The 23,957-nt window shown below is 72.7% G+C and carries 21 protein-coding genes and 1 riboswitch; of the genes, 9 read left to right on the top strand and 12 right to left on the bottom strand.

Going from position 1 to position 23,957, the window contains the following annotated elements; genetic code table 11:
* Positions 1 to 85: 85 nt before the first annotated feature.
* On the bottom strand, positions 86 to 709 hold the full coding sequence (locus CEB94_RS23905) for a CGNR zinc finger domain-containing protein (RefSeq protein ID WP_246111898.1): 624 nt from the start codon (positions 707 to 709) through the stop codon (positions 86 to 88).
* A 21-nt stretch (positions 710 to 730) separates the two neighbouring features.
* On the opposite strand from CEB94_RS23905, the gene CEB94_RS23900 reads away from it, so the two are divergent.
* On the top strand, positions 731 to 1,204 hold the full coding sequence (locus CEB94_RS23900) for a VOC family protein (protein ID WP_175434165.1): 474 nt from the start codon (positions 731 to 733) through the stop codon (positions 1,202 to 1,204).
* A gap of 152 nt (positions 1,205 to 1,356) precedes the next feature.
* Positions 1,357 to 2,307, top strand: coding sequence for a M28 family metallopeptidase (locus CEB94_RS23895; protein WP_175434164.1), 951 nt, complete (start codon positions 1,357 to 1,359; stop codon positions 2,305 to 2,307).
* A 9-nt stretch (positions 2,308 to 2,316) separates the two neighbouring features.
* Here CEB94_RS23895 and CEB94_RS23890 read toward each other — a convergent pair whose 3' ends face one another.
* The gene (locus CEB94_RS23890) at positions 2,317 to 3,822 is read right to left on the bottom strand and encodes a tetratricopeptide repeat protein (protein ID WP_175434163.1); all 1,506 of its coding nucleotides are present in this window, start codon (positions 3,820 to 3,822) and stop codon (positions 2,317 to 2,319) included.
* Between the two features lie 159 nt (positions 3,823 to 3,981).
* Between CEB94_RS23890 and CEB94_RS23885 the strand changes: the two genes are divergently transcribed.
* From CEB94_RS23885 to CEB94_RS23875, 3 genes are all read left to right on the top strand, one after another.
* Complete coding sequence (locus tag CEB94_RS23885) at positions 3,982 to 4,485, top strand: DUF6668 family protein (protein ID WP_175434162.1); 504 nt, start codon at positions 3,982 to 3,984, stop codon at positions 4,483 to 4,485.
* Positions 4,486 to 4,490: 5 nt separating this feature from the next.
* Positions 4,491 to 5,630 (top strand): amidase, encoded by a 1,140-nt coding sequence (locus tag CEB94_RS23880; RefSeq protein WP_175434161.1) that lies wholly within the window; start codon positions 4,491 to 4,493, stop codon positions 5,628 to 5,630.
* A gap of 119 nt (positions 5,631 to 5,749) precedes the next feature.
* Positions 5,750 to 6,340 carry a flavodoxin family protein gene (locus CEB94_RS23875; protein WP_175434160.1) on the top strand — a complete coding sequence of 197 codons (591 nt, stop codon included), beginning with the start codon at positions 5,750 to 5,752 and terminating at the stop codon, positions 6,338 to 6,340.
* On the opposite strand, the gene CEB94_RS23870 is transcribed toward CEB94_RS23875, so the two are convergent.
* The 4 genes from CEB94_RS23870 to CEB94_RS23855 form a co-directional block, all read right to left on the bottom strand.
* Positions 6,337 to 7,215 (bottom strand): ABC transporter permease, encoded by an 879-nt coding sequence (locus CEB94_RS23870; RefSeq protein WP_175434159.1) that lies wholly within the window; start codon positions 7,213 to 7,215, stop codon positions 6,337 to 6,339. The two genes, CEB94_RS23875 and CEB94_RS23870, sit on opposite strands and share 4 nt — an antisense overlap.
* Positions 7,202 to 8,188: an ABC transporter ATP-binding protein gene (locus CEB94_RS23865; RefSeq protein WP_175434158.1), complete on the bottom strand. Its 987-nt coding sequence runs from the start codon at positions 8,186 to 8,188 to the stop codon at positions 7,202 to 7,204. Before CEB94_RS23865 ends, CEB94_RS23870 begins: the two co-directional genes overlap by 14 nt.
* 41 nt (positions 8,189 to 8,229) lie before the next feature.
* Complete coding sequence (locus CEB94_RS23860; protein ID WP_175434157.1) at positions 8,230 to 9,492, bottom strand: LolA family protein; 1,263 nt, start codon at positions 9,490 to 9,492, stop codon at positions 8,230 to 8,232.
* A 230-nt stretch (positions 9,493 to 9,722) separates the two neighbouring features.
* Positions 9,723 to 10,733 (bottom strand): polyprenyl synthetase family protein, encoded by a 1,011-nt coding sequence (locus CEB94_RS23855; protein WP_175434156.1) that lies wholly within the window; start codon positions 10,731 to 10,733, stop codon positions 9,723 to 9,725.
* Positions 10,734 to 11,243: 510 nt separating this feature from the next.
* A riboswitch (cyclic di-AMP (ydaO/yuaA leader) is annotated at positions 11,244 to 11,413 on the top strand.
* 3 nt (positions 11,414 to 11,416) lie between these two features.
* Between CEB94_RS23855 and CEB94_RS23850 the strand changes: the two genes are divergently transcribed.
* The gene (locus CEB94_RS23850; protein WP_175434155.1) at positions 11,417 to 12,196 is read left to right on the top strand and encodes a transglycosylase SLT domain-containing protein; all 780 of its coding nucleotides are present in this window, start codon (positions 11,417 to 11,419) and stop codon (positions 12,194 to 12,196) included.
* On the opposite strand, the gene CEB94_RS23845 is transcribed toward CEB94_RS23850, so the two are convergent.
* Positions 12,160 to 13,008, bottom strand: coding sequence for an HAD family hydrolase (locus tag CEB94_RS23845; protein ID WP_175434154.1), 849 nt, complete (start codon positions 13,006 to 13,008; stop codon positions 12,160 to 12,162). The two genes, CEB94_RS23850 and CEB94_RS23845, sit on opposite strands and share 37 nt — an antisense overlap.
* A 171-nt stretch (positions 13,009 to 13,179) precedes the next feature.
* Between CEB94_RS23845 and CEB94_RS23840 the strand changes: the two genes are divergently transcribed.
* The 3 genes from CEB94_RS23840 (at position 13,180) to CEB94_RS23830 (ending at position 16,666) form a co-directional block, all read left to right on the top strand.
* The gene (locus tag CEB94_RS23840) at positions 13,180 to 14,265 is read left to right on the top strand and encodes a GNAT family N-acetyltransferase (RefSeq protein WP_175434153.1); all 1,086 of its coding nucleotides are present in this window, start codon (positions 13,180 to 13,182) and stop codon (positions 14,263 to 14,265) included.
* Between the two features lie 20 nt (positions 14,266 to 14,285).
* Entirely contained in the window at positions 14,286 to 15,563 is a 1,278-nt protein-coding gene (locus CEB94_RS23835) for a glycosyltransferase family 2 protein (RefSeq protein ID WP_175434152.1), read from the top strand.
* Positions 15,564 to 15,910: 347 nt separating this feature from the next.
* Entirely contained in the window at positions 15,911 to 16,666 is a 756-nt protein-coding gene (locus tag CEB94_RS23830) for a polysaccharide deacetylase family protein (RefSeq protein ID WP_175434151.1), read from the top strand.
* A gap of 50 nt (positions 16,667 to 16,716) precedes the next feature.
* Here CEB94_RS23830 and CEB94_RS23825 read toward each other — a convergent pair whose 3' ends face one another.
* The 5 genes from CEB94_RS23825 to CEB94_RS23805 all read right to left on the bottom strand — a co-directional run bounded on the left by CEB94_RS23825 (position 16,717) and on the right by CEB94_RS23805 (position 23,923).
* Positions 16,717 to 17,859: a glycosyl hydrolase gene (locus CEB94_RS23825; RefSeq protein WP_246111897.1), complete on the bottom strand. Its 1,143-nt coding sequence runs from the start codon at positions 17,857 to 17,859 to the stop codon at positions 16,717 to 16,719.
* A complete protein-coding gene (locus tag CEB94_RS23820; RefSeq protein ID WP_175434150.1) occupies positions 17,856 to 18,296 on the bottom strand; it encodes a hypothetical protein in 441 nt (146 codons plus the stop codon). The genes CEB94_RS23825 and CEB94_RS23820 overlap by 4 nt, the downstream gene beginning before the upstream one ends.
* Positions 18,293 to 20,110 (bottom strand): glycosyltransferase, encoded by a 1,818-nt coding sequence (locus CEB94_RS23815; protein ID WP_175437133.1) that lies wholly within the window; start codon positions 20,108 to 20,110, stop codon positions 18,293 to 18,295. Before CEB94_RS23815 ends, CEB94_RS23820 begins: the two co-directional genes overlap by 4 nt.
* A 248-nt stretch (positions 20,111 to 20,358) precedes the next feature.
* Entirely contained in the window at positions 20,359 to 22,671 is a 2,313-nt protein-coding gene (locus CEB94_RS23810) for a lipopolysaccharide biosynthesis protein (protein ID WP_246111896.1), read from the bottom strand.
* Entirely contained in the window at positions 22,664 to 23,923 is a 1,260-nt protein-coding gene (locus CEB94_RS23805) for a DegT/DnrJ/EryC1/StrS family aminotransferase (RefSeq protein WP_175434149.1), read from the bottom strand. The genes CEB94_RS23810 and CEB94_RS23805 overlap by 8 nt, the downstream gene beginning before the upstream one ends.
* Between the last annotated feature and the right edge of the window lie 34 nt (positions 23,924 to 23,957).

Below are 23,957 nucleotides of genomic sequence, written 5' to 3'. Positions count from 1 at the left end.
CACCCTGTGACAGCCCACCCGGTGGTGCCGCCGCGGGTCGAGTGCCGGACCGCGTACGACACCCGAGAGGCGCGGGCAGCCGACGCTACGGCTTGGCAGGAGCGTTGCGGGCCCGGTGCGCCCGGACCTTCTCGCGGTTTCCGCAGTGCTCCATCGCGCACCAGCGGCGGCGGCCCGGGCGGGAGGTGTCGACGAAGAGCAGGTAGCAGTTGTGGGCGCCGCACTCGCGGACGCGGTCGGAGTAGGGCCCGGTGAACAGGTCGATCGCGTCGCGGGCGACGGTCGCGAGCAGCTGGGTGCCGGTGGCGCCCGGGGCCCAGGCGCGGGTGCCGTCGGGCTCGATGCGGGCGATCAGCGGGGGCCCGGCCGCGGCGGCGTTGACGACGTCCAGGTGGGGGGCTCGCAGGGGGCGGCCGTGGGCGCGGTCGGCGGCGAGCAGGAACACGGCGTCGCGCAGGGTGCGTGCCCGCTCCAGTTCCCCGGCGGAGACGGTGAGGTCCAGCCCGTCCGGCAGCCGGCTGCACCCGGCCCAGGTGACCAGGTCGGAGGGTTGGTGCAGCACGTCCCAGCGGGCGAAGGCCCCGGGGCCGCCCGTCGTCGTCAGCTCCAGGCACAGGGTGCCAGGGTCGAAGCGGTAGGGCTTGCCCTCGCCGGAGACCAGCGTCAGGCCGGGCGTTCGATCCGGCGTTTCCCCTGCGCGTCCACTCACCTAACCAGTATAACTGGTTACATGACGCAGACACCGGCATCACCCACTCCCGTGCACTGGAAACTGGTCATCGACGCGAACGACCCGCACGCGCAGGCCGACTTCTGGGCCGCCGCCCTCCGGTACGAGGTCGAGGACAACAGCGCCCTCATCGGGAAGCTGCTGGGCTTCGGCGCCCTGCCGGAGGAGGCCACGGTCGACTTCCACGGCCGCCGCGCCTTCCGGGACCTGATCGCCGTACGGCATCCCGAGGACCCGTACGACGAGGAGAGCGGGACCGGGCTGGGGCGCCGGCTGCTGTTCCAGCGGGTACCGGAGGCGAAGACGGTCAAGAACCGGCTGCACCTCGATCTGCACCCGGGCGAAGGGCGGCGCGACGAGGAAGTCGCACGGCTGGAGGGGCTCGGGGCGAGCGTGCTGCGGCGGGTGAAGGAACAGGGCGGCGAATGGGTCGTGATGGCGGACCCGGAGGGGAACGAGTTCTGCGTGCAATGACATGGACGCCGGAGGCCTGCACTCCGTAACTCCCTGACCGAATAAGGACCTTGACGGAGAGTCAGTACCAGCTTCACCATCCAGGCACCCCATTCACTGTGGGCGGCCCGTGGACACCCCACGGGCTTCCCTACGGAATCCGGAGCCCCCACATGAAGCTCTCCGTTTCCGCACGCGCCGTCGCCGCGGGCGGCATGGCAACAGCCATGCTCCTGACCGGCGGTGCGGTGGCCGACGCCGCGTCCTCCGCTCCCTCCAGAGCGGCCGCCGCGCCCGACATACCCGTGGCGAACGTCAAGACCCACCTGTCCCAGCTCCAGTCCATAGCCACCGCCAACGGCGGCAACCGCGCACACGGCCGGGCCGGCTACAAGGCCTCGCTCGACTACGTCAAGGCCAAGCTGGACGCGGCCGGATACACCACCACGATCCAGCAGTTCACCGCCTCCGGCCGCACCGGCTACAACCTGATCGCCGACTGGCCGGGCGGCGACACGAGCCAGGTCGTGATGGCCGGCTCGCATCTCGACAGCGTCTCCTCCGGGGCCGGCATCAACGACAACGGCTCCGGCTCGGCCGCCGTCCTGGAGACCGCCCTGGCCGTGTCCCGGGCGCAGTACAAGCCCACCAAGCACCTGCGGTTCGCCTGGTGGGGCGCGGAAGAGCTCGGCCTGGTCGGCTCCCGCCACTACGTCAACCAGCTGGCCACCGGCGACCGTTCGAGGATCAGCGCCTACCTGAACTTCGACATGATCGGCTCCCCGAACCCCGGCTACTTCGTCTACGACGACGACCCGGCGATCGAGAAGACCTTCAAGGACTACTTCGGCGGCATCGGCGTCCCGACCGAGATCGAGACCGAGGGCGACGGCCGCTCCGACCACGCGCCCTTCAAGAGCGCGGGCGTGCCGGTGGGCGGTCTGTTCACCGGGGCCAGCCGGACGATGACGGCGGCGCAGGCGGCCAAGTGGGGCGGTACGGCGGGGCGGGCCTTCGACCGCTGCTACCACTCCTCCTGCGACACCACCGCCAACATCAACGACACCGCCCTGAACCGCAACAGCGACGCCCTCGCGTACGCGGTGTGGGAGCTGTCCGAGTAGCCCCCCGGGTCACGCCTGCTGCTTGCGGGCGCGTTCGGTGAGACGGCCCATGCGGGCGCGGGCCGACTCCAGTTGCTCGACCTCCTCGGCGGCCGGGCCGTCCTCGGCGGCGAGCTCCGTCCACAGGCCGATCAGGTCGCGTCCCAGCTCCAGCCCCAGCGCCGGGTCGCGCACCGCGCGCCAGGCGGTGGCCGCGCTCTCCACGTTGCCGTAGGCGGCCTCCGCGTCGCCGGCCCGGCGGCGGGCACCGGCCAAATCCAGCGACAGCCGGCAGGCACGGAGCGGATCGCCCGCCAAGTAGGCGATGTAGGCGGTGAGTTCACCCAGCCGGAGCACCTCGGGGTGCTCCGGCCCCAGCGCTCCCGACGCCTGGACGACGGTCTGCTCCGCCAGCTCGGACGCGGTGTCGATCCTGCCTTCCTTCACCGCCTCGTTGATCCGCGCGATCGGCTCCGCGAGGACCGCGGGCGCGGTGGGATCGCCCGGGGCGGTGAGGGGCTCGTCCCCGAGTACGGCCTCCGCGACGGCGTCGAAGCCGCGGGCGGGGGTGGGCTTGGGGTCGGGGTCGGCGGCGATCAGGGCGTCTTCGGGGACCGGCGCGGGTCGCGGAGCCGGTGGGGCCTCGGGGACGGGGAGCGGCCTCGCGTCCATGGGCGGGGGCGGGCCGAACTCGCCGGTGGGCGGCGCGACGGTGCCGGGCGGCATCGCCGTACCCGGGCCAGGTGGCGCGTCTTCCGGCGCGGGCTGCGCCGACTCCGGTACGGCTCGCAGCTCGAACGTCGGGACGCGTTCATCGGCCGGCTGCGGCTCGGGCACGGCCCGCAGCGGGAACGTCGGGGCCGCGCCGCGGCCGGACTCCGGGGCGGGACGCAGCACGTGCGTGGCGCTGTCGCCGCGCGGATACTGCGGCTCGGGTGCTGCCACGGCGTCGCTCGGGGCGTGAAGTGGCTCCGGCGGGGTCGTGGCGTTGGCGTTGGAGTTCAGGGCATGCCGCGGCTCAGGCGGGGTCGGGGCACTGGCGTCGCGGGCATGCGGCGGCACAGGCGGGGTCGCGGCACCGGCGTCTCGGACGTGCTGCCGCTCGGGCGGCGTCATGGCGCCGTCGTGTCGGGCATGCTGCCGCTCCGGCGGGGGCATGGCGCCGGCGTCTCGGGCATGCTGCCGCTCCGGCGGGGGCGTGGCGACCGGTTCGGACGTGAAGTGGCTGGAGCCGTCCGGGTCTACCTGGAGCGGGACGACGTAGCCGATGCGCTCGTCGCGGATGGTGGCGAGGACGGGGTGGCCGGTGGCCAGGGCGATGTGGTGGAGGCGGTTCAGGACGGCCCGCTGGATCTCCTCGCCGGGGGCCGCGAAAACCGGGACCCCGCCGACGGAGGCACCGTCGGACACCCCACCGGCTCCCCCTCCGACGTCCGTGCCGGCCCCGGGGACATGGACGTCGATCGGCGCCGCCGGGGTCGCCGCGCGTGCGGCCTGCTTCTGTTCCCGCTTCTTCTCGCGGCTGAGTCGCGACATCGTCCCCTCACTGGGCGTCGTACATCTACTGTCGAGTGTGTCCGCTCGCCCCCGTTTCTCACGTCACCACGGTGTCACAGGCTCGTCCCAAGGGCCGCCGACCCCGGCCCGGTCGTTATCGAGGGCATGAAGACCAGGCGCTCGAGGGAGGAGAGGGGCATGCACACAGGCATGCGACAGGGGCCGGAGATCTGGCTGCGCGGTCCGGTGACCACCCCGGAACCGGGGCCGCCGGAGCCCGCGCACGCCCATGCCGGCGCACGGCGTTTCTCCTGGGTCGGCACGCACGGCGGCGCGGGCGTCTCCACGCTCGCCGCGGTCTACGGCGGCCATGACAGCGGCCGGTCCTGGCCCGGGCCCGGCGATCCCCCGTCGGTGCTGCTGGTCGCCCGGACGCATGCGGCGGGCCTGGACACGGTCGCCGGGGCGGTGGAGATCTTCCGACGTGGCCAGGCTCCGCCCGGGCTCGACCTGGACGCGATCGTCCTCGTGGCGGACGCCCCGGGCCGGCTGCCGCGTCCGCTCGCCCAGCGGGTCAAGTCGCTGGAGTCGGTCATCGACGTGTACCGCGTGCCGTGGATGCCGTCCTGGCGGCTGGGTGAACTGGGCCGTCCGCCGCGCGAGACGGAGCCCCTGGCCCGGCTGACGGGAGCGGCACGCTGACGGCCGTGCCCCTGTCGGCCCGGGAGATCGCGGCGGGCGTACGGGCCCGGGAGCTGCGCGCGACGGACGTCGTCGCGGCGGCCCTGGCCCGGATCGAGCGGGCCGATCCGCAGTTGTGCGCGTTCGTCGAGGTGTGGGGCGAGGAGGCGTTGCGGCGGGCGGGTGAGGTGGACGCGCGGCTCGACGGGCGGGGCGCGGATCCGCCCCTGCCGCTGGCGGGTGTGCCGGTCGCCGTGAAGGGCCGGCACGGGCTGCGCGGGGCGGGTCCGCTGCTCGCGGCCGGTTGTGTGGCCGTGGGGGCGACTTCCGTGCCCGGGCCGGGGACGCCCTGGCAGACGTGGGGGCTCGGGGCCCGGGGGCGGACCGTCAACCCGTGGCGGGCCGACCGTACGCCGGGCGGCTCGTCGGCCGGGGCCGCGGCGGCCGTGGCGGCCGGGCTGGTGCCGCTGGCGACGGGTGGCGACGGGGCCGGTTCGGTGCGGATCCCGGCGGCGTGGTGCGGGGTGGTCGGTCTGAAGACGACGAGTGGACGGCTGCCGTCGGGCGACCGTACGGGACTCGCCGTTCCCGGGGTGCTCGCCCGCTCCGCGGCGGACGCCGGGCTGTGGTGGGCGGTGGTGTCCGAGGAGCCGGCGCCGGCCGGGGCGGCTCTCCCCGTCACCGCGGTCTGGTCTCCCGATCTCGGTTTCGCCGGACCCGACCCGGAGCCCGTCGCGCTGGCCCGGGCGGCCGTGGAGCGGCTCGTGGCGGCGGGGGTCGTACGGCTCGTACGGCCTCGGAGGCCGTTGCGGCTGGCGGACCCCGGGCCGGCCTGGCTCGCCCTGCGTGCTCCCGGTGCCGACCTGGCCGGGGCCGGGCGCGTCCGGGCGGCGAACGACCGGCGGCTCGCCGGGCTGTTCGCCGACGCCGAGCTGCTGCTGACCCCCACGGCACCCACCGCCCCACACGGCCACGAGGGACCCGGGGCCCGCTACTCCACCTCTCTGACCTGGGCGTTCAACCTCAGTGGACACCCTGCGCTGAGCCTGCCCGCGGGCTTCGACGGCGACGGCTGCCCGGCCGGTCTGCAGCTGGTGGCGCCGCCGGGCCGGGAGGCGCTGCTGCTGGCCGTGGCGCGGGAGGCGGAGCAACGCGCGGGGGGCTGACGGCCCCGGCGGAACCACTGATGCGCACCCCCTGAGGAAACCCCTGGCACATTTACTTGCGTACGCATAAGATGCACACGCGTGTAATTGATGTACGCCGAGTTTCTGGAGGGGTATCCATGACCCGTCGTTTCCTTTTCGTCCTGGGCAGCGCTCGCGCCGAGGGCAACTCCGAACTGCTGGCCCGACGGGCCGCCGAGCAACTGCCCCGGGACTTCGAACAGGAGTGGATCGATCTCACCGAGCTCCCCGTACCGGACTTCGAGGACCTGCGGCACGACAGCGACCACGTCCGCCCGACCGAGGGCAACGTGGCCCGGCTGCTCGACGCCACGCTCGCGGCGACGGACATCGTGATCGTCTCGCCCCTGTACTGGTACTCGGTCTCCGCGCAGACCAAGCGCTACCTCGACTACTGGTCGGGCTGGCTGCGCACGCCGGGCCTCGACTTCAAGACGACCCTGGCCGGCCGCACCCTGTGGGGCGTCACCGCCCTCGCGCACACGCAGGAGGTGGTGGCCGACCCGCTCGTCGGGACGCTCCACAACTCGGCCGCGTACATGGGGATGCGCTTCGGCGGGGTGCTGCTCGGCAACGGCAGCAAGCCCGGTGACGTGCTGACCGACGACGCGGCACTGACCCGCGCCAAGACCTTCTTCGAGCAGGAGGCACCGCTCGCCCGGTTCCTGTACGAGGACGGGGCGCGCTAGGCCGTGATGTCCTTCGCCGTGAAGCGCGCCCACGCCGCCGACCCGAACACCGCCGCGTACAGGGCCTGGAGGCCGAGGTTCTTCGCCAGGTCGTCCCAGTACACCGGCTCGCGCATGAGATCGGCGAAGGAGAGCCAGTAGTGGGAGAAGAAGTACAGCTGGAGGGCGTGCAGTTGCGGGATCTGGTCGAGGATCTGGACCGTGATCAGCAGGCCGACGGTCGTCGCCATCGCCGCGATGCCGCTGCCCGTCAGGGTCGAGACGAACAGGCCGAGCGCGGCGACGCCGATCAGTGACGCGGCGACGGCCAGAGCGATCAGCAGGGCTCTGCCCAGGCCCTCGGCGAAGCCGATCCGCGTCCCGGAGATGGTCGTCAGGTCCCCCAGCGGGAAGAGCAGCGCGCCGACCGTCAGCGCCGAGACGGTGACCACGAGCGTGGCGGCCAGGCAGAAGAGGACGACCGTCGCGTACTTGGTGAGCAGCAGGCGGCCGCGGCCGGCCGGGGCGACCAGGAGATAGCGGAGTGTGCCGGAGCCGGCCTCCCCGGCGATCGCGTCGCCCGCGACGACACCGACCGCCATCGGCAGGAAGAACGGGAGCGTGGCGGCCAGGGCGGTGAAGACGAGGAACAGGCCGTTGTTGGTGATCTGCGAGATGAAGGCCGGTCCTCCGCCGCCCCCGCCGCCGGGCGACGAGCCGTCGCCCGTCTCGATCCTGACGGCGATGCCGATGAGGATCGGCACGCCCGCCAGCACGGCCAGCAGCGCGAGCGTGCGCCAGCGCCGGAAGGTGGTGACGAGCTCGTTGCGCAGCAGCCCGAAGGTCCACAGCGGGCTCACCGGCCGTACGGACTCCACGACTTCAGCCCGCGACATCGAAGCCCTCCCCCGTCAGCGCCACGAACGCGTCCTCCAGCGAGGCGCGTTCGACCGTGAAGCCGCGCACCCGGACCCCGGCCGTCACCAGCGCGGCGTTCACCTCGGCGAGGTCGCGGTCCGGTGGTTCGCCGGTCACCCGGCCGTCGGACACGACCAGGTCGCCGACGCCCTGCTCCTTCAGCACCCGGGCCGCCTCGGCCGGGTCCGGCGTGCTCACCACCAGCCGGCCGCGCGCCCCGGCGGACAGCTCGGCGACCGGGCCCTGCGTGATCAGCCGGCCCTGCGCCATCACGGCCGCGTGCGTGCAGACCTGCTCGATCTCGTCGAGGAGGTGGGAGGAGAGGAAGACGGTCGTGCCGTCCGAGGCCAGTTCCCTCACGAGGGTGCGGATCTCGCGCATACCCTGCGGGTCGAGGCCGTTGGTCGGCTCGTCCAGCACGAGCAGCCGGCGCGGCCGGAGCAGGGCGGCCGCGAGGCCGAGGCGCTGTTTCATGCCCAGGGAGTACGCCTTGGCCTTCTTGCCCGCGGCGGCCGTCAGGCCCACCCGGTCCAGGGCCGAGGCGACCCGGGTCCGCCGGGTGCGCGGGTCGGCGGCCGGGTCGGCGCTGTCGTAGCGGATCAGGTTGTCGCGGCCGGAGAGGAAGCCGTAGAGGGCCGGGCCCTCGATGAGGGCGCCGACGTGCGGCAGCACGGCGCGGGTGGCCCGGGGCATGGGCTGCCCGAGCACCCGGGCCGTGCCGGAGGTGGGCTCGATGAGACCCATCAGCATGCGGATGGTGGTGGTCTTGCCGGAGCCGTTGGGGCCGAGGAAGCCGAAGACGCTGCCCGCCGGGACGGTCAGGTCGAGACCGTCGACGGCGAGCTGTCCGCCGCGGTAGCGCTTGGTGAGCGCGCGGGTGGCGATGACCGGTTCCCCGGCTTCGGCCCGCGTGTCCCGCTGCTCCGGTTCCGTGGCGGACACATCGCCCATCGGCTTCCTCGTTCTGTCGACGCCCCGTAGGCCTACGGGACTTACTTCCCGGCGTCGGCCGCCTTCACGAGCGCGTCCTTGGTGACCAGGCCGGCGTAGACCTTGCCGTCGTCCGTGATGAGGGCGTTGACCAGGCGGGTCGAGAAGACCGTGCCCGAGCCGAACGTGCCGTGGACCTTGTCGCCGAGCGAGTCCATGAAGCCGCCGAGGTCGCCGCCGGTCCCGCCGGAGGGCACGCCCTCGCCGCCGGTGTCGAAGGTGGCTATGGCGTTCCAGCCCTCGCCGATGGTCTTCATTCCGTCGAGGCCGGCGAGGCCCTTGCCGAAGTCCTCCCCGTCCTTCGGAGCGTGGCCCGGCGCCTCACCCAGGTCGAAGGCCTTGCCGGGTGCCTTGCGCGGAGTCTCGTCCGAGGCCTTGTGGGCGTCCTTCTCCTCGGTGACCTTCGCGCCCTTGGGCGGGGTGAAGTCGAAGGTCGAGGCGGCCGGCTCGGCGAAGCTCACCTTCGTGAAGCCCGCGTCGACGACGGCCGCGCCGCCGCTCGCCGGGGTCAGCGTGAACTTCAGCGGCATGCCGGTCTTCGCGTCCACGGCCACGGTGATCGCGCCGACCGTCGAGCCGGACTGCTTCGGCTTGACGACCAGCTTGTAGGCGTCCCGGCCGGCGACCTGGGCCGTGCCGTCCACGGTCACGGACGTCGTGCCGTCGACCGCCTTCAGGGCCTCCTCGGCGAAGTCCTTGGGCATGGCCGGCGGCTGCCGGTCCTTCCCGCGCTCCGGGCTTTCGGAGGAGGTGCCGTGGTAGACCTCGTTGGACTTGCTGTCGTAGCCCCAGACGTCCTTGCCGTTGTGGATGACGCTGTACTCGGCCGCGTTCTCCAGCAGCGACAGCTTCTGCCGGTCCGGGCCGTCGGCGGCGACGCGCAGGGTGTGCGTGCCGGAGGCCAGTTCGGCCAGCTTGGCCGTCGGGTCGGCGGAGGAGTCGCCCTCGCCCTGGCCCGCGGCACCGGACAGCAGGCCGGACTCCAGGCCGCCGAGGTTCGGCAGGCCGAGGTCGGTGCTGATCTTCACCGTGCCGGACACCTGCTGCACGTCCGACTTGGCGATCTTCTCGATGAGCTGCTGGGCGGTGATCTTCGGGAGGTCGGGGTCGCCGGAGTCGGCGAGTGCGGGGACCAGCCCGATCGTGGCGGCCGCCACCCCGATCACCGTGACCGGGACGATGTACCGCGCGGCTTTGCGCCGCCCGGAGCGCTGCTCGTCGACCTCCCCGGCGGTCGTGCTGTCGTCGGATCCGTACGGTGCCATGTGTGCCCTACCTCCATGGTCGGCGGCGGCTGCCGTGTCGTCCACGCACTCGTCCCTGAGCCGCCATTCTCACCCGAACAGGTGAGGAGTGGTGTTTTCCGTGGTGTCCATCTGACCAAATCTGCCAGGCAGATACGTCAGACCCCGGGCTCAACTCCGTGTACTGCTGGGGTATGACATGGAAGGGCGGCTTCTCCCCCGACCCGTAGGGGTCGTGCGGGGAAGAGGTGCTAGCCGGCCCGGTGCACCACCGCGTCGCACAGCTCCAGGAGCGCCGTCTTCGCGGTGCACTCCGGCAGGGGCGCCAGCGACGAGCGGGCGTCCTGGGCGTAGCGGACGGTGTCCTGCCGGGCCTGCTCCAGAGCCGGGTGGGCCCGCAGCAGGCGCAGGGCCTCGGCGTGCCGTTCGTCGTCGGCGAGGTCGGAGTCGAGCAGCTCGCACAGGGCGATGTCCTCGGCGCGCCCGAGCCGGGCCGCCCGCTCGCGCAGCCGCAGCACCGGCAGCGTGGGGATGCCCTCGCGCAGGTCGGTGCCGGGGGTCTTGCCGGACTCGTGGGAGTCGGAGGCGATGTCCAGGACGTCGTCCGCGAGCTGGAAGGCGACGCCGAGCCGCTCGCCGTACTGGGTCAGGACGTGCACGACCGTCTCGTCGGCGCCGGACATCATCGCGCCGAACCGGCACGACACGGCGACCAGCGAGCCGGTCTTGCCGCCCAGCACGTCCAGGTAGTGCTCGACGGGGTCCCGGCCGTCCTGCGGTCCGGCCGTCTCCAGGATCTGGCCGGTCACCAGGCGCTCGAACGCCTCGGCCTGCACCCGCACGGCCTCCGGGCCGAGGTCGGCCAGGATGTGCGAGGCGCGGGCGAAGAGGAAGTCGCCGGTGAGGACCGCGACGGAGTTGCCCCAGCGGGTGTTCGCGCTCGCGACGCCGCGGCGCACGGCGGCCTCGTCCATCACGTCGTCGTGGTACAGCGTGGCGAGGTGGGTCAGCTCCACGACGACGGCCGACGGCACGATCCCGGGTGCGTACCGGTCACCGAACTGGGCGGAGAGCATCACGAGCAGCGGGCGGAACCGCTTGCCGCCGGCCCGTACCAGGTGCTGGGCGGCCTCCGTGATGAAGGGCACCTCGCTCTTGGTGGCCTCGAGCAAGCCTTCCTCGACAGCCACCAGTCCGGCCTGGACATCGGCTTCCAGAGCCTGGTCCCGCACGCTCAGCCCGAACGGCCCGACGTCGGTCACGAGGGGTCTCCTGTCTGCTGTGTCTGCCGGTGATTACGCGGATTGTCGATAGGTCGCTGCCCTCACTCGAGTCAGCGTATCCGGTCACGTTTCGATCACCGCCAGCGCCCGTGGTTACAGGCCGGGCGGTATCCGATCACGACCGTTATGTTTTCGATCAACCCATAAGAACAGATATTTATCGACTTACCCAAAGGTAGCGGACTATGCACGATTTGCCGTGATAGGTAGGTGAATTCCCCTTGGCGGAAATTGCCCTATCGATTCGTGATCAGTGAGTTGAATCACTTGTCCCCCTTTTCCGCCTCACCTCCACTCCGGCCCCTACCGCCTTCCCGCTGACGCCAGTTGAGCCTTGGCTGCCGCAAAGGATCAAGCGGCCCAAACACCCCCGACCAAGGTCAACCGCGCGATATGTGACTGAGGTGCTTGTTCCCGACATGTGCTCTCGCATACGTTCCGGGCCTGTCCGGCGGACGCCTAATCCTGCCGCCGCCCGGACTCCCCACCGGAACCGACTCACTCACGCAGGGCAGGAGCGGGGGACCCAGGTAAGTCGCCGGTCCGCACAGCGGCACGGCTCGGGGTGAAGCCGCGCACGGCACACAGCGCCGTACGCGGCCGGGCACCTCCCGGCCCGAACCCGACAGCTCACCTCGTAGGCGCCGGAGAGGAACAAAGCCATGGCCGGACGAGGCAAGCACCGTCGCCCCAGAACCAACCCGCTGACCCGAGGCTTCATCGCCGCCGGAACCGGCGGAGCCGCACTCACCCTTCCGCTCCTCGGCGCCACCCACGCGAGCGCCGCCGAGCCCCAGAGCGCACCCGCCGCCGCACAGTCCGTACCGCAGGCGGCCCAGCCCGCCAAGTCCCTCACGTACACCGTGACCAAGGGCGACTCGCTCTACCGCATCGCGGACAAGTACGACGTCCCGGGCGGCTGGAAGCAGCTCTACAAGGACAACCGCGCCACCGTCGGCGACGACCCGAAGCTGATCCACCCGGGTCTGAAGCTGACGGTGAAGACCACCAAGACGGGTGTCGCGAAGAAGACGGCGACCCAGTCGTCCGCCCCCGCCAAGCCGGCCGCGAAGCCCGCCGGCGGTGTCGCCCAGGCCACCCAGGCCTCCGCGAAGACCTACGCGGACAACCTGGACGGGTGGATCCGCGAGGCGCTGGACATCATGGCGCAGAAGGGGATCCCCGGGTCCTACGACGGCATCTACCGCAACGTCATGCGCGAGTCGTCCGGCAACCCCCAGGCGATCAACAACTGGGACTCCAACGCCGCCAAGGGCACCCCGTCCAAGGGCCTGCTCCAGACCATCGACCCGACCTTCCAGGCCTACCACGTGGACGGCACGTCGTGGGACCCGTACGACCCGGTCGCGAACATCACGGCGGCCTGCAACTACGCGGCCGACCGCTACGGCTCGATCGACAACGTCAACGGCCCGTACTGAGCCGACCCGCCCAGCAGTCGCTCGAGGACGACGGCGATGCCGTCGTCCTCGTTCGACAGGGTGACCTCGTCGGCCACGGCCTTGAGTTCGGGATGGGCGTTGGCCATCGCGACGCCGTGGCCGGCCCAGTCGAACATCGGGATGTCGTTGGGCATGTCGCCGAAGGCGATGGTGTCCGCCGGCCGCAGCCCCAGATGCTCGGCGGCCAGCGCCAGGCCCGTCGCCTTGGTGATCCCGCACGGCTGGAGCTCGACCGTGCCGGGCCCCGACATCGTCACCGTCGCCAGTGAGCCGACCACCGAGCGGGCCGTGGCCGCCAACTCGTCGTCCGACAGATGGGGATGCCGCAGCAGCACCTTGCTGATGGCCTCGCCCCACAGCTCGTCGCGCCGGTCGACCCGTACGGCGGGCAGGGTCGGGTGCGGCATCAGATAGCCCGGCTCGATCAGCGTGAGCCCGTCGACCCCGTCCTGGTCGACCGCCGCGTACACCTGCCCCACCTCGGCCTCGATCTTGCCGAGGGCGGTCTCGGCCAGCTCCCTGTCCAACGTGATGGACCACAGCAGCCGGTCCGCGCCGGCGTCGTACACCTGCGCGCCCTGCCCGCACACCGCGAGCCCCGTGCATCCGAGGTCGTCCAGGAGCGGCCGCACTCTCGGCGCCGGCCGGCCCGTCACCACGAGGTGCTGGGCACCGGCGTCCGCCACCCGCGCGAGCGCGGCGAGAGACCGGTCGGAGAGGGTGTCGTCGCCGCGCAGCAGCGTCCCGTCCAGATCGGTGGCGATGAGTGAATATGCGATGGGTGCGGCCATGATCAGAGAATACGGACAGCGCGCCCCTTCGTTTCATCGCACGACGGATGCCGATTGCCCGGTTGAAGGCCTCTGCACCGGTTGGCAACAACATGCTCCGCTACCTACCCGTGGGGGCGCATCGAGCGGTACCTTCCAAGTGTCCAGGGGGGACTTGATCGGGGGGTCAGGTTGAGCAGTGGGCGCATTCGCGTGGCGGGGCCCGGGGAGCTCGGCGAAGGGGAGAGGGAGTGCTGGCGTGCGCTGCGCGCGGCCTGCGGAGCACCGCGCAATCCCTTCATGGAGCCGGAGTTCACCCAAGCCGTCGGCCGGGTCAGGCCGGGGGCCCGGGTCGCCGTGGTGTACGAGGGGACGGAACCGGCCGGCTTCCTGCCTTATGAGCGGGGCCCGTTGGGGCAGGGCTGGGCGATCGGGCTCGGCGTCTCGGACGCGCAGGGCGCGATCCTGCGGTCGGGCCTGGACCTGGAGACGGGCCGGCTGCTGAGGGCCTGCTCGGTGTCGAGCTTCGCCTTCGACAACCTGGAGGCCGAGCAACGGCTGTTCGTCCGGTACGCGTCCGAGGAGCACGCCACCTACGTCATCGACGTGGAGAAGGGCTACGAGACGTACGAGTCGGTGCTGCGGGCGCAGTCGCCGAAGTTTTTGAAGACCACCCTGGCCAAGGAGCGCAAGCTGGGCCGGCAGGCCGGCGAGCTGCGGTTCGTGTTCGACGAACGCGACCCGGCCGCGCTGCGCACGCTCATGGAGTGGAAGTCCGCGCAGTACCGCAGGACCGGCCGCCGGGACCGGTTCGCCCAGGAGTGGATCACCCGGCTCGTCGGGCAGCTGGCCCGCACCCGGGCGCCGGAGTGCAGCGGCACGCTGTCCGTGCTGTACGCCGGTCAGCGGCCCGTCGCCGCGCACTTCGGGCTGCGTTCGGCCTCCGTGCTGGCCTGCTGGTTTCCTGCCTACGCCCCGGAGTTCGCGAAGTTCTCGCCGGGTCTGGTGCTGCACCTGCGCATGGCCGAGGCGGCGGCCGCAGACGGCATCGGCATGCTCGACCTGGGGCGGGGCGCGGCCGAGTACAAGGACGCGCTGAAGACGGGCGAACTGCCCGTGTACGAGGGCGCGGTGACCCGGCCGGGTGCCGGCGCGGCGCTGCACTGGCTGAGCCGCGAGCCGGCGCGCCGCGCGCACAGCTTCGTCCGCAGCAGGCCTCGGCTCGCGTCGCTGGCCGCGCGGACGCTGAAGGGCGCGGCTCGGCTGCGCCGTACCTGACACACAAGGGGGGTGGGCGCATGGCCCGTTCGGCGCGTGCGCAGGAGGAGATACGGCGGTTCCTGGACATCGGGGCGGTGCAGGTCGCCGAACTGGACCTCGACGGTGACGCGGCGGTGCTCAGACCCGGTCCGGGGAGCCCGCCGGTGACGCACGGAGAGGTGTTCGTGCTGGTCAGGAGGGGTGGCCGACCCGTGGGCACGCTGCTCGGGCGGGTGCCGCGGGGAGCGGATCCCAGAGCCGTGCTGGCGGAGCGGGCGCGGGCGGAGTGCGGGCCGGCCGTCTTCGGCGAACCCTCGGTGGCGCCGTTCACGAGTGTCGTCGTCGCGACCCGGGAGCGGGCCGGGCAGCTGGCCCGGGCGCTGGACTCGCTGCTGGCGCAGGACCATCCGCGGTTCGAGATCGTCGTCGTGGACAACGCGCCCGTCACGAGCGAGACGCGGGAGCTGATCGAGCGGAAGTACGCCGAGCGCGTGCGGTACGTCTGTGAGCCTGTTCCGGGGCTCGCAGGCGCGCACAACGCGGGGCTGGACGCCGTGCGCGGCGAGGTGGTCGCCTTCACCGACGACGACGTGGTCGCCGATCCACGCTGGCTGACCGAGCTGAGCGCGCCCTTCGCCGCCGACGCCGGGCTCGGGTGCAGCACCGGGCTGATCCTGCCCGCGCGGCTGACCACTCCGGCCCAGGTACTGCTGGAGAGCCACGGCGGCTTCGCGAAGGGCTTCACTCCAAGGACGTACGACCCGGCGTGTCCGCCGGGCGACGAGCCGCTGTTCCCGTTCACCGCCGGGCGGTTCGGGTCGGGCGCGAACATGGCGTTCCGGACGGTGGTGCTGCGTTCCGTCGGCGGTTTCGACCCGGCCACCGGCGCCGGGACGGCCGCCCGGGGCGGTGACGACCTCTACGGCTTCGTGCGCGTCCTGGCCCAGGGCCACCGGCTGCGCTACACGCCGTACGCCCTGGTGTGGCACCACCACCGGGAGACCTGGCGGGACCTGGAGACCCAGGCGTACGGCTACGGCGCCGGACTCACCGCCTACCTCACCGCGGTGCTCGTGAACCGGCCCGCGCTGCTGCCGGCGTTCCTCGCGAGGCTGCCCCGCGGTCTCGCCCACGCCCGCACGCTGACGGCCGTACGCGAGACGGAGGGCGGCGGCACGCCGGGCGATCACGACGTGCGGACGCATCCCTGGCCGCGGCGGCTGTCGCGGTTGCAGCGCAGGGGGATGCTGTACGGCCCGGTCGGCTATCTGAAGGCGCGGCGGACGCTGCGCGCGACTGTTCGGGGGGCGAGATGAGGACGTCGACGAGCGCCCGGGGCGAAGGCGAGGGACAGGGCGACGGCAGAGACCGGACGGGCCGGGGCGCGCAGGCGCAGGACGGCGAGGGCCGGATAGTCGCGGGGGGTGGGAGCGGTGCCGCGAGGCCGGGCGGAAGCCCGGACAGGGCGGCCGGGGCCACGACGGGGGGTGGGAGCGGTGCCTCGAGGCCGGGCAGAAGCCCGGACAGGGTGGCCGGGGCCACGACGGGGGTGGCCAGGGTCCCCGCGAGGCCGGACGGTGTGGCCGGGGCCTCCGCTGGGGCGGGTGGGGGGCCGGGGGGTGGCGGTGCTCCCGCCATCCCCGTCTTCCTGTACCACTCCGTCATGGACGATCCGCCGGACTGGATCGCCGAGTTCACGGTCTCGCCGAAGCAGTTCGCCGCGCATCTCGATGCCGTGGTCCGCAGTGGGCGTACGCCCGTCACCATCAGCGCGATCGCCGATCAGCTGGCCGGGCGGGCTCCGTTGCCGCCCCGGCCCGTGCTGCTCACCTTCGACGACGGGTTCGCCGATCTGCCCGGCCCCACCGCCGAGGCCCTGGCCGAACGCGGGCTGCCCGCCACCGCCTACCTCACCACCGGCGCCATCGCCCCGGGCGGCCGCAGTCTGCTGCCGCCCGCTGCGATGATGACCCTGGACCGGGCGGCGGAGCTGGAACGTTCCGGCATGGAGATCGGCAGCCACACCGTCACACACGCACAGCTCGACACCCTGTCCGCCAAGGCTCTGGCGTACGAACTGCGCACCTCCAAGGCCGTACTGGAGGACGCCCTCGGGCACGAGATCCGCCACCTCGCCTACCCGCACGGCTACAACAGCCCCCGGGTGCGGGCCATGTCGGCCCGGGCCGGCTACGAGACGGCGACCGCCGTACGGCACGCACTCAGCTCCGACCGCGACGAGCGGTACCGCATCGCCCGGCTCATCGTCCGGCGCACCCACACCGTCGCCGACATCGAGGGCTGGCTGGCGGGGGCGGGCGCACGGGTGGCGCCGTACCGCGACGGGCCGAAGACGATCGCGTGGCGCTGGTACCGGCGGGCCCGTGCGGTGGTGCACGGGCCCGAGTTCGCGGGCTGACCCCGACTGAGCGGGCTGACCCCGGCCGAGCGGACCGGCCCCTGCCTGAGCTACTTCAGCGGCTGGTTGAGGTACGGGTCGGCGACCGCCTTGCGCAGGCTGTCCCAGGCCGCGTCGTTGGCCAAGGCCAGGTTGCAGTGCGGTCCGGGGTCGCGGTAGTTCCACTGGAGGGCGGCCTTGACGCCCTCCAGGCCCTTCAGCACCCCGGGCACCTGCGCGTACCACTCGGCCTGGCGCTGCGGACGGGCCGTGTCCGCAGCGGTGCCGAACTCGGAGAGCATCAGCGGCTTGTCGTCGGAGATGTTCGCGCGGATCCAGTCGTGCGTGGAGTTCTGGGTCTGCGCGAAGGTCAGCCAGCCCGCGTCGTGACAGCGGTAGTAGTTGTACTGGTTGTAGCCGATCCAGTCGACGTAGTCGTCGCCCGGGTACATCTTCTTGATCTCGTCGGCGTGGTCGAGGTAGCCGGTGGTGATCCACGTCCACACCACGTTGTCCACGCCGAGTTCGCGGAACCGGTCGTGGATGTGCCGGTAGGCCTTCACGAAGTCGGCCGGCGTGCCGTTGGCCGGGGTGCGGGTGTCCATCTCCAGGTCGAAGGAGAGGAACACCTTCTTGCCGTAGTCCTTGATGCGCCGGGCCTGGACGTCGATGACCTTGTCGTCCAGCTCGCCGGCCGCGATCTGCCTCCAGGTCGGCTGCTGCTTCTTCGTGCCGCCCCACCACTTGCTCTCCCAGGAGAGCAGCAGCAGGTGGTCCTCACCGACGCGCTGCTCCTCCGGGGTGAGCAGCGCGCCCTCGCGGCGGGTGCCCTCGGGCAGGGACATGTCGTGGTACGTGTACACGATGTCGAGTTCGCGGCCGACCCGCTTCTCGTAGGCGCGCACCTTCTCCGGCAGGTCGTCCCGCTCGTGCGGCACGAACGCCCCGAACCAGGCGCCACAGGGCGGTTCCAGGAGGGCCGTGGGGCGGCAGTCGGCGTCGGAACCGGCGGCTCCCGAATCCGGCCCGGAGGCGTCCCGGAGGGCGAGTACGGCGACCAGGACCGCGCTGACCACCGTGGCGGACGTGATCAGCAGCCGACGCCGGCTCGACGCGAACGGGCCGCGGGCCGGCTGTCCTCCGGGTGGTTTGCGGTGCTGTCCGGCCGTGTCGGGGTCGCGGCGAAAGGGACGGTGGGGGCGGTTGAACCTCACTGAGCGGAACCCTTCGGTGTCCTCGGCGTCGTCCTCGCCGGCGGGGAGGCGCGCAGCTGCGGACAGAACGCGGCGAGTGTGGTCAGCAGCGTCAGCGTCAGCAGCACCCGCTGCGCGCTGAAGGTGTGCGTGGCGATCAGCACGGTCGCGACGAGCATCACGGCGCCCATGCTCAGGAACAGCGTCAGCATCAGCCGCTCCAGCAGGTCGGAGTGGCGGGCGAAGTCCGGATCCCGGCGCTCCACGGGCCCTTCGGCGGCCCGCACCCCCAGGGCGGGGGCGCAGACTCTGACCACGGCCGCGCCCGGGCCCGCCGCCAGGAAGAGCACGACCGCGGCGCCCCGCAGCGGCGATCCGCCGGGCAGGGCGAGCGCGGCCAGGGCCAGCCAGCCGCCGAACGGGGGCAGCATCCGGACCACGAGTTCCTGCGGTGTCATCGCTCCGCTCCCCCTGACTGCTTCAGTACGTAGAGCCATCCGGCGCCGTTCTCCGCTACGAGTTCGAACCGCGGCGAGGCGGCGACGGACCGCTGGATGCGGTCCAGCTGCGCCCGCGTGAGCTGTCCGTTCATCTCCGAGTTGGCCAGCTGCCCCTGGGTGAGCAGGAAGTAGGCACGGGCCGGTCGCTCCACTCCGGCCATGTCGCTGGCGAGGGTGGCGGCGGGTCTGCTGACGATCCGGTCGACGTGGCTGCGGGCGTCGTCGAGGAACCAGTAGTGGTCGACGCTCCAGTAGGAGGCGTACGCGTCCGGGTAGTTGCGGTTGGCGGCCACGACCAGTGAGCCGTCGGGTGCCTGGTCGAAGAGCTGCCGTACGAGGGCCACTTCCTGCGGCGGGAAGTAGTTGATCCGGTCCTTGCCTGAGTAGGCGGGGACGAACGCCAGGGTTCCGCCGAGCAGCGCGGCCAGCGGCACCCAGGTGCCGAGGCCCCACCGGCGGACCTTGGCGAGACCGGTGGCCTGCCGGTTGCCGGCCGCCTGCGCGGCGGCGTCGGCGGCCAGTGTGCGGACCTTGGGCAGGATCGCGGCGGCGGCGAAGAACGCGGCGCCGGGCAGCATGAACAGCAGCACCCGGAAGATCATCTCGCTGCCGTAGCTGCTCGCCGCGAACATCGGCAGCGGGGCCGCCGCGACCAGCAGCAGCGGCCGAGCACGGTGGCGCAGTACCCGCTGGCGCAGCACGCCGACGGCCGCGAGCAGCAGGACGGACCCGGACAGCAGCCGGGCCGCCCAGGAGGTCGCGATGGCTCCGGTGCCGGTCGGGGTGGCGCCGTAGCCCGTCTCGACGTTGGCGCCGACGTCACCGATGGAGCGGATCATGTCCGGCATCGCCGCGGACAGGAAGGGCAGCGCGGCCGTGAGGCACCAGGCCAGGAAGATCACGACGGTCGTGACCAGCGGGACCCAGTCGCGGTAGCGGCGGCTCAGGCACAGGGCGAGCAGGCAGACGGCCAGCATGCCCGGGGTGAGCTGGTGGGAGATGACGATCGCCACGATCATGACGGTGATCACCACCGTCCACACGGCCTGCCGGGGCCGCCCGCGCCGCACCGCGGACCGGCCGAAGCGGCGCAGGACGACGGCCAGGACGCCGACATGCAGCGCGTACGCCACCGACTGGGGCGAGAAGTAGTCCTGCCCGACCCAGTTGCCGACGTAGAAGAGCCAGACCGCGGACCAGATCAGCCGCCGGTCCTCGGTGAAGGTGCGGTAGATCAGCAGCAGCGGGAGCAGCAGCATCAGGCTGGAGACCAGGGGCCACCAGGCCATGAACATCGCCGCCGAGTCCACGCCCAGCAGCCGTTGCAGGGCCGCCTGCGCGGCGAAGAAGCCGGGCCACTGGTCGTACACCGCCATGTCGCCGACCTGATCGGCCGTCTGCAGACCGCCGGCCGTCAGCAGGTGGTCGATGACCGCCTCGTGCTTCCACGCCCAGGCGTACAGCGGCGTCGGATAGAGCACGGCCTGCGTGGCCCGCTCCATCACCAGCAGACCGAGCACGTACGCCGCCGACCAGGCGCCCGGCCGGCGCGCGTCGCGGACCGTGAACCAGAAGCCGGTGGTGAGCACCACGAGCCCGGCCCAGAAGGTCGGGGGCAGCGTGCTGACCAGCCCGTAGTCGTCGAGCCGCGAGACGTCGGTGTGCCGCATGGCGTACGCCCAGAGCGCGAGCGCGACGAGCAGGGGAACACCGGGCCAGGCGAGCGCGCGGCGCCCGGGCCGGGCGGGGGGCGGGTCGGACCGATCCGTCACGGGCTCATGGGCGGGGCTCGACGACTCCGAGGAGGAGGGGCTGGAGGCCTGGCTGGCCGTCTCGGGGCCGCTGCCGGGGGTGTTGGCGCCGTCCCGTGCGGGTGTGGGTTCTGGCGTGGATCTCTCCTTCGGTGTGACTGGCGGACGCACGGTGGTTCCCCCCTGGCGGTTGCTCTCTTCGGCTCTGGTCGGCTCTGTTCGGCCTCTGTTCGGCCCTGCGCTCGGATCGGTCTCGGCTTCGGGTCTGACTAGTCGCGGGGTGGGCCGCTCGGTGGGCCGTCGGCCGTTGGGTCGGCGGTGGAGGCGGTGGAGGCGGTGGAGGCGGTGGAGGCGGTGGAGGCGGTGGAGGCTATGGAAGCGGTGGAGCGGGAGCGCGTCCACGCCGACGCGGCGCGGTGGAGCAGCAGGAGCAGCGTGAGGGCGACGAGCAGGGGCGGCGCGACCGGTGCGAGCGCATCGCGCCACACCCAGCCGCCGACCGCGACGAGATACAGAACCCCCCAGCGCCCCGGCCACGTCAGCCGGCCGCCCGCGCTCGCGAGCAGCAGCCCCAGCGGTACGAGACACAGCAGCTGGCAGACCGGCGGTGCCCAGCGCAGCAGCGGCTCGGGCCCGTCGAGCCCCACCGCGTCCGCCAGGAAGCCGGCCGTCTTCTCATACAACGCCCCGTCCACCGGCCGCGGTTCCCGTCCGAGGGCGGCCGGTGCGGCGTACAGGGCGAGCAGGGCGGCGCCCAGCGCCGTGCCGGGCAGCCACGGGTCGCGCCGGGTGCTCAGCGTGACGGCGGCGGTGAACACCACGAGCAGCAGGCCGCCCGCGGTGAGCGACGGCAGGGGCAGGCCCTCCAGCAGCCGGCGCCCGGTCAGGTCCGCTGCGGAGGCGCCGTCGAGCCACGGCAGGTCCCGCAGCGGCGCCCAGAAGAACACGACGGCGACCCCGAGCAGGCTCCACAGGGCGCCTCTCAGCCGCCGCTCCTGCGGCTCCCGGTCCGGTGCCCCGGGCTCGTGGGGCGGTGGTTCCCTGGTCGGCCCCTCCGGCCGCACGATCAGCGCCAGCGTGTCCGCCTGCAGTGCCTCGCGCTCGTAGCCGGGACGCCCTATGAAGAGCGTGACCGTGTCCTGGTCGCCGTCCTTGGGCTGGTAGGCGGCCCGGCGGGCCCAGGTCGTGCCGTATCCGGCGGTGGCGTTGAGTTTCGCCCAGCGGGTGCCGTAGGAGGGGGCGGCGGGCGTCCGGGCGGCGGGCGCGCCGTCGTCGTGGCGCAGGGCCGCGCGCAGCCCTGCCATGGAGACGACGGAGATCAGGGTCATGCTCAGCAGCACCGCCCAGCCGGCGCCCGCGATCCCGGACGGGGTGAACAGCACCGCCGCGCTGCCCAGCACCAGGGCGCACATGGCACCTTGGAGCACGGCCAGCACACCTGTGCGCCCCTGGACGCGCAGTACGCCGATGTAGAGCTCCACCACGACTCGCGGCAGTGCGCCGAGGGCGAGCAGCCGCAGCACGGTCGAGCCGTGCTCGGCGTAGTCCGGGCTGAAGGGCGTGAGGATCTGTGGGGCGAAGACGACCAGCACCAGCACGACCGGGACCAGCAGCAGCGTCATGCGCCGCAGGGCGCCCCGGACACCGTCGGCGAGCTGGCGGGGGTCGTGCGAGGCGTGCGCGGTGAGCGACGAGGCCATGTTGATGGCCATGAACTCCATCGTGCCGCCGACGGTGTAGGCCACGTAGAAGTAGCCGTTCTCGGCGGCGCTGAAGCGGACCGCGACCATCACCGGCAGCAGGTTGATCATCGCCAGGCTGAACAGGGCGCCCAGCGAGTCCCCGGCCAGGAAGCGGCCCATGTCCTTGATGTTCGGGGGCTCTTTGTCGCCGTCGGCCTCCGCCTGGCGCGGGATGAGCCGGCGGAAGATCAGCCAGCCCAGCGGCAGGGTGGAGAAGGCGATCGCCACCGCCCAGGAGACGAAGATGCCCAGGACGGGCAGCGTGCCGGCGAAGACGGCCAGGAGGATCAGTTTCCCGCCCGAGAACACCGCGTTCCCGGCGGGCACCCACTCCGCCTTGCGCAGTCCGGTGAGCACCCCGTCCTGGAGGGTGAGCAGCGCCCAGGCCACGCACGCCGCGACGAACACCGCCCCCGCCATGGGTGTGCCCAGCGGGGCGTACGACGCTCCCCACGCGTCGAGCGTGAGCAGGAAGACGGCGGCGGCGAGCGCCACGACCAGCGAACTGGCCACGTACGTGCCCCACACCAGGCGCCCGGTCTCCCGTCCCGCCCGCGGGACGAAGCGGACGACGGCGCCGATCATCGTCGTCGCCGTGATGCTGGCGAGCAGCCGCATCGCGGCGATCGCGGCCGAGCCCTGGCCGACGGCCTCCTCCGTGTAGTAGCGGGCGGCCACCAGCCAGAATCCCAGGCCCAGTACGGCGGAGACGCCGGTGCTGAGCATGAGGAAGTAGGCGTTCTTGAACAGCGAGTCGTGGGTGTGGTCGCTGCCGGCAGGCTTCGGTCCGCCGCCGTCGGTGCGCGCGGCGGCGGGCTCGTGCACCTGGATCTCAGTCACGGGACCGTCCCAGCCCTCCCGGTGTCGGCCTGCTCCCGGGCAGCTCTCCCGGCGCCCGGACCGGGCGCGCCCCGGACCGCTCCAGCACCTCGACGACCGTCCGCGCCCGCAGCGGGTCCACGGGCAGCGCGTGCCGCGCGAACCAGCGGGCCGCCTCGGGGGTCGGCGAGGGGTCGGTGAACTCCGCACCGGCGTAGTCGTCCAGGGGCGGGTCGTAGAGGTAGCCGACGACGATGCCCTGTCGCGCCAGGGCGGCGGCGGCCGCGTCCCGGTCGGCCACGAACAGCGGCACACGGAACAACGGCTGCGTGCCGTAGGCGTCGCGCGGCTTGGCCCAGGGCGTGGACAGCAGCAGCTGAGTGCCCGCCCGGCAGGCGTCCAGGACGTCGTCCAGCCGGTCGAGCTTGTGCCCGATGCGCCGCAGCCGCAGCCGGCCGGGCTCCAGGCGGTAGTCGTGCATGTCGACGCGCAGCCACGGGTGGTGGGCGTCGAGCCCGGGCGTCTCGCGGGCGGCGAGGGCGAGTTCGTCCGGGCGCAGCGGCATCCGGATCTCCTCGCGGTCCGCGAGACCCAGCAGCCGGACCGTGGCCCAGGCGGCGCGCCGCAGCCGCAGCCCGCGCACCGCCGCCTCCGCGTACGGGCGGACCAGGTAGGCGAGTTCGGCGCTCGTCCGGCGCGGCGCGAGCAGCCCGGCGCAGGTCTTCTCCACCGCCTCCCGCAGCCCGGGATCGGCGAGCGAGAGCATGCCTCCGGCCTTGGCCCCGACGTGCTTGGACAGGCTGAACACTGAGGCCTCGCCCCACGCCCCGACCGGCCGGTCCCCCACCCGGCTGCCGATCGCGTGCGCCGCGTCCTCGAACAGCGGGATCCCCAGCGCGTCGCACTTCTGTCTCAGGCGCGGCGCCGGGTCCGGATTGCCGTACAGGTTCGTCGTGAGCACGGCGGACACCGAGCCCCACATCTCGTCCGGCACGGCATCGATGTCGATGGACGCGTCGAGCGGGTTCAACGGCGCCTGCACCGGCCGCAGTCCGGCCGCGAGCACGACGAAGAAGATCACGTCGTCGTTGACCGGCGACATCAGCACCCGTCCGCCGGGCGGGCACCAGTGGCGCAGCGCCACGTACAGCCCGAAACGGCACGACGGCACGTACACGCATTCCCGGCCGAGCCGGACACGCATGGTCTCTTCCAGCCGCTTCGGCTGTGCACCATGCCGCACCGAACCCGGACCGGCCTCCCCTATGGCCATCCGCCCCCCAGATGTGCCGTGGGAAAGCCCCCTC

Source organism: Streptomyces hawaiiensis (assembly GCF_004803895.1).
Classification (GTDB): Bacteria; Actinomycetota; Actinomycetes; order Streptomycetales; family Streptomycetaceae; genus Streptomyces; species Streptomyces hawaiiensis.
This window is presented reverse-complemented; position numbering and strand designations above follow the sequence as displayed.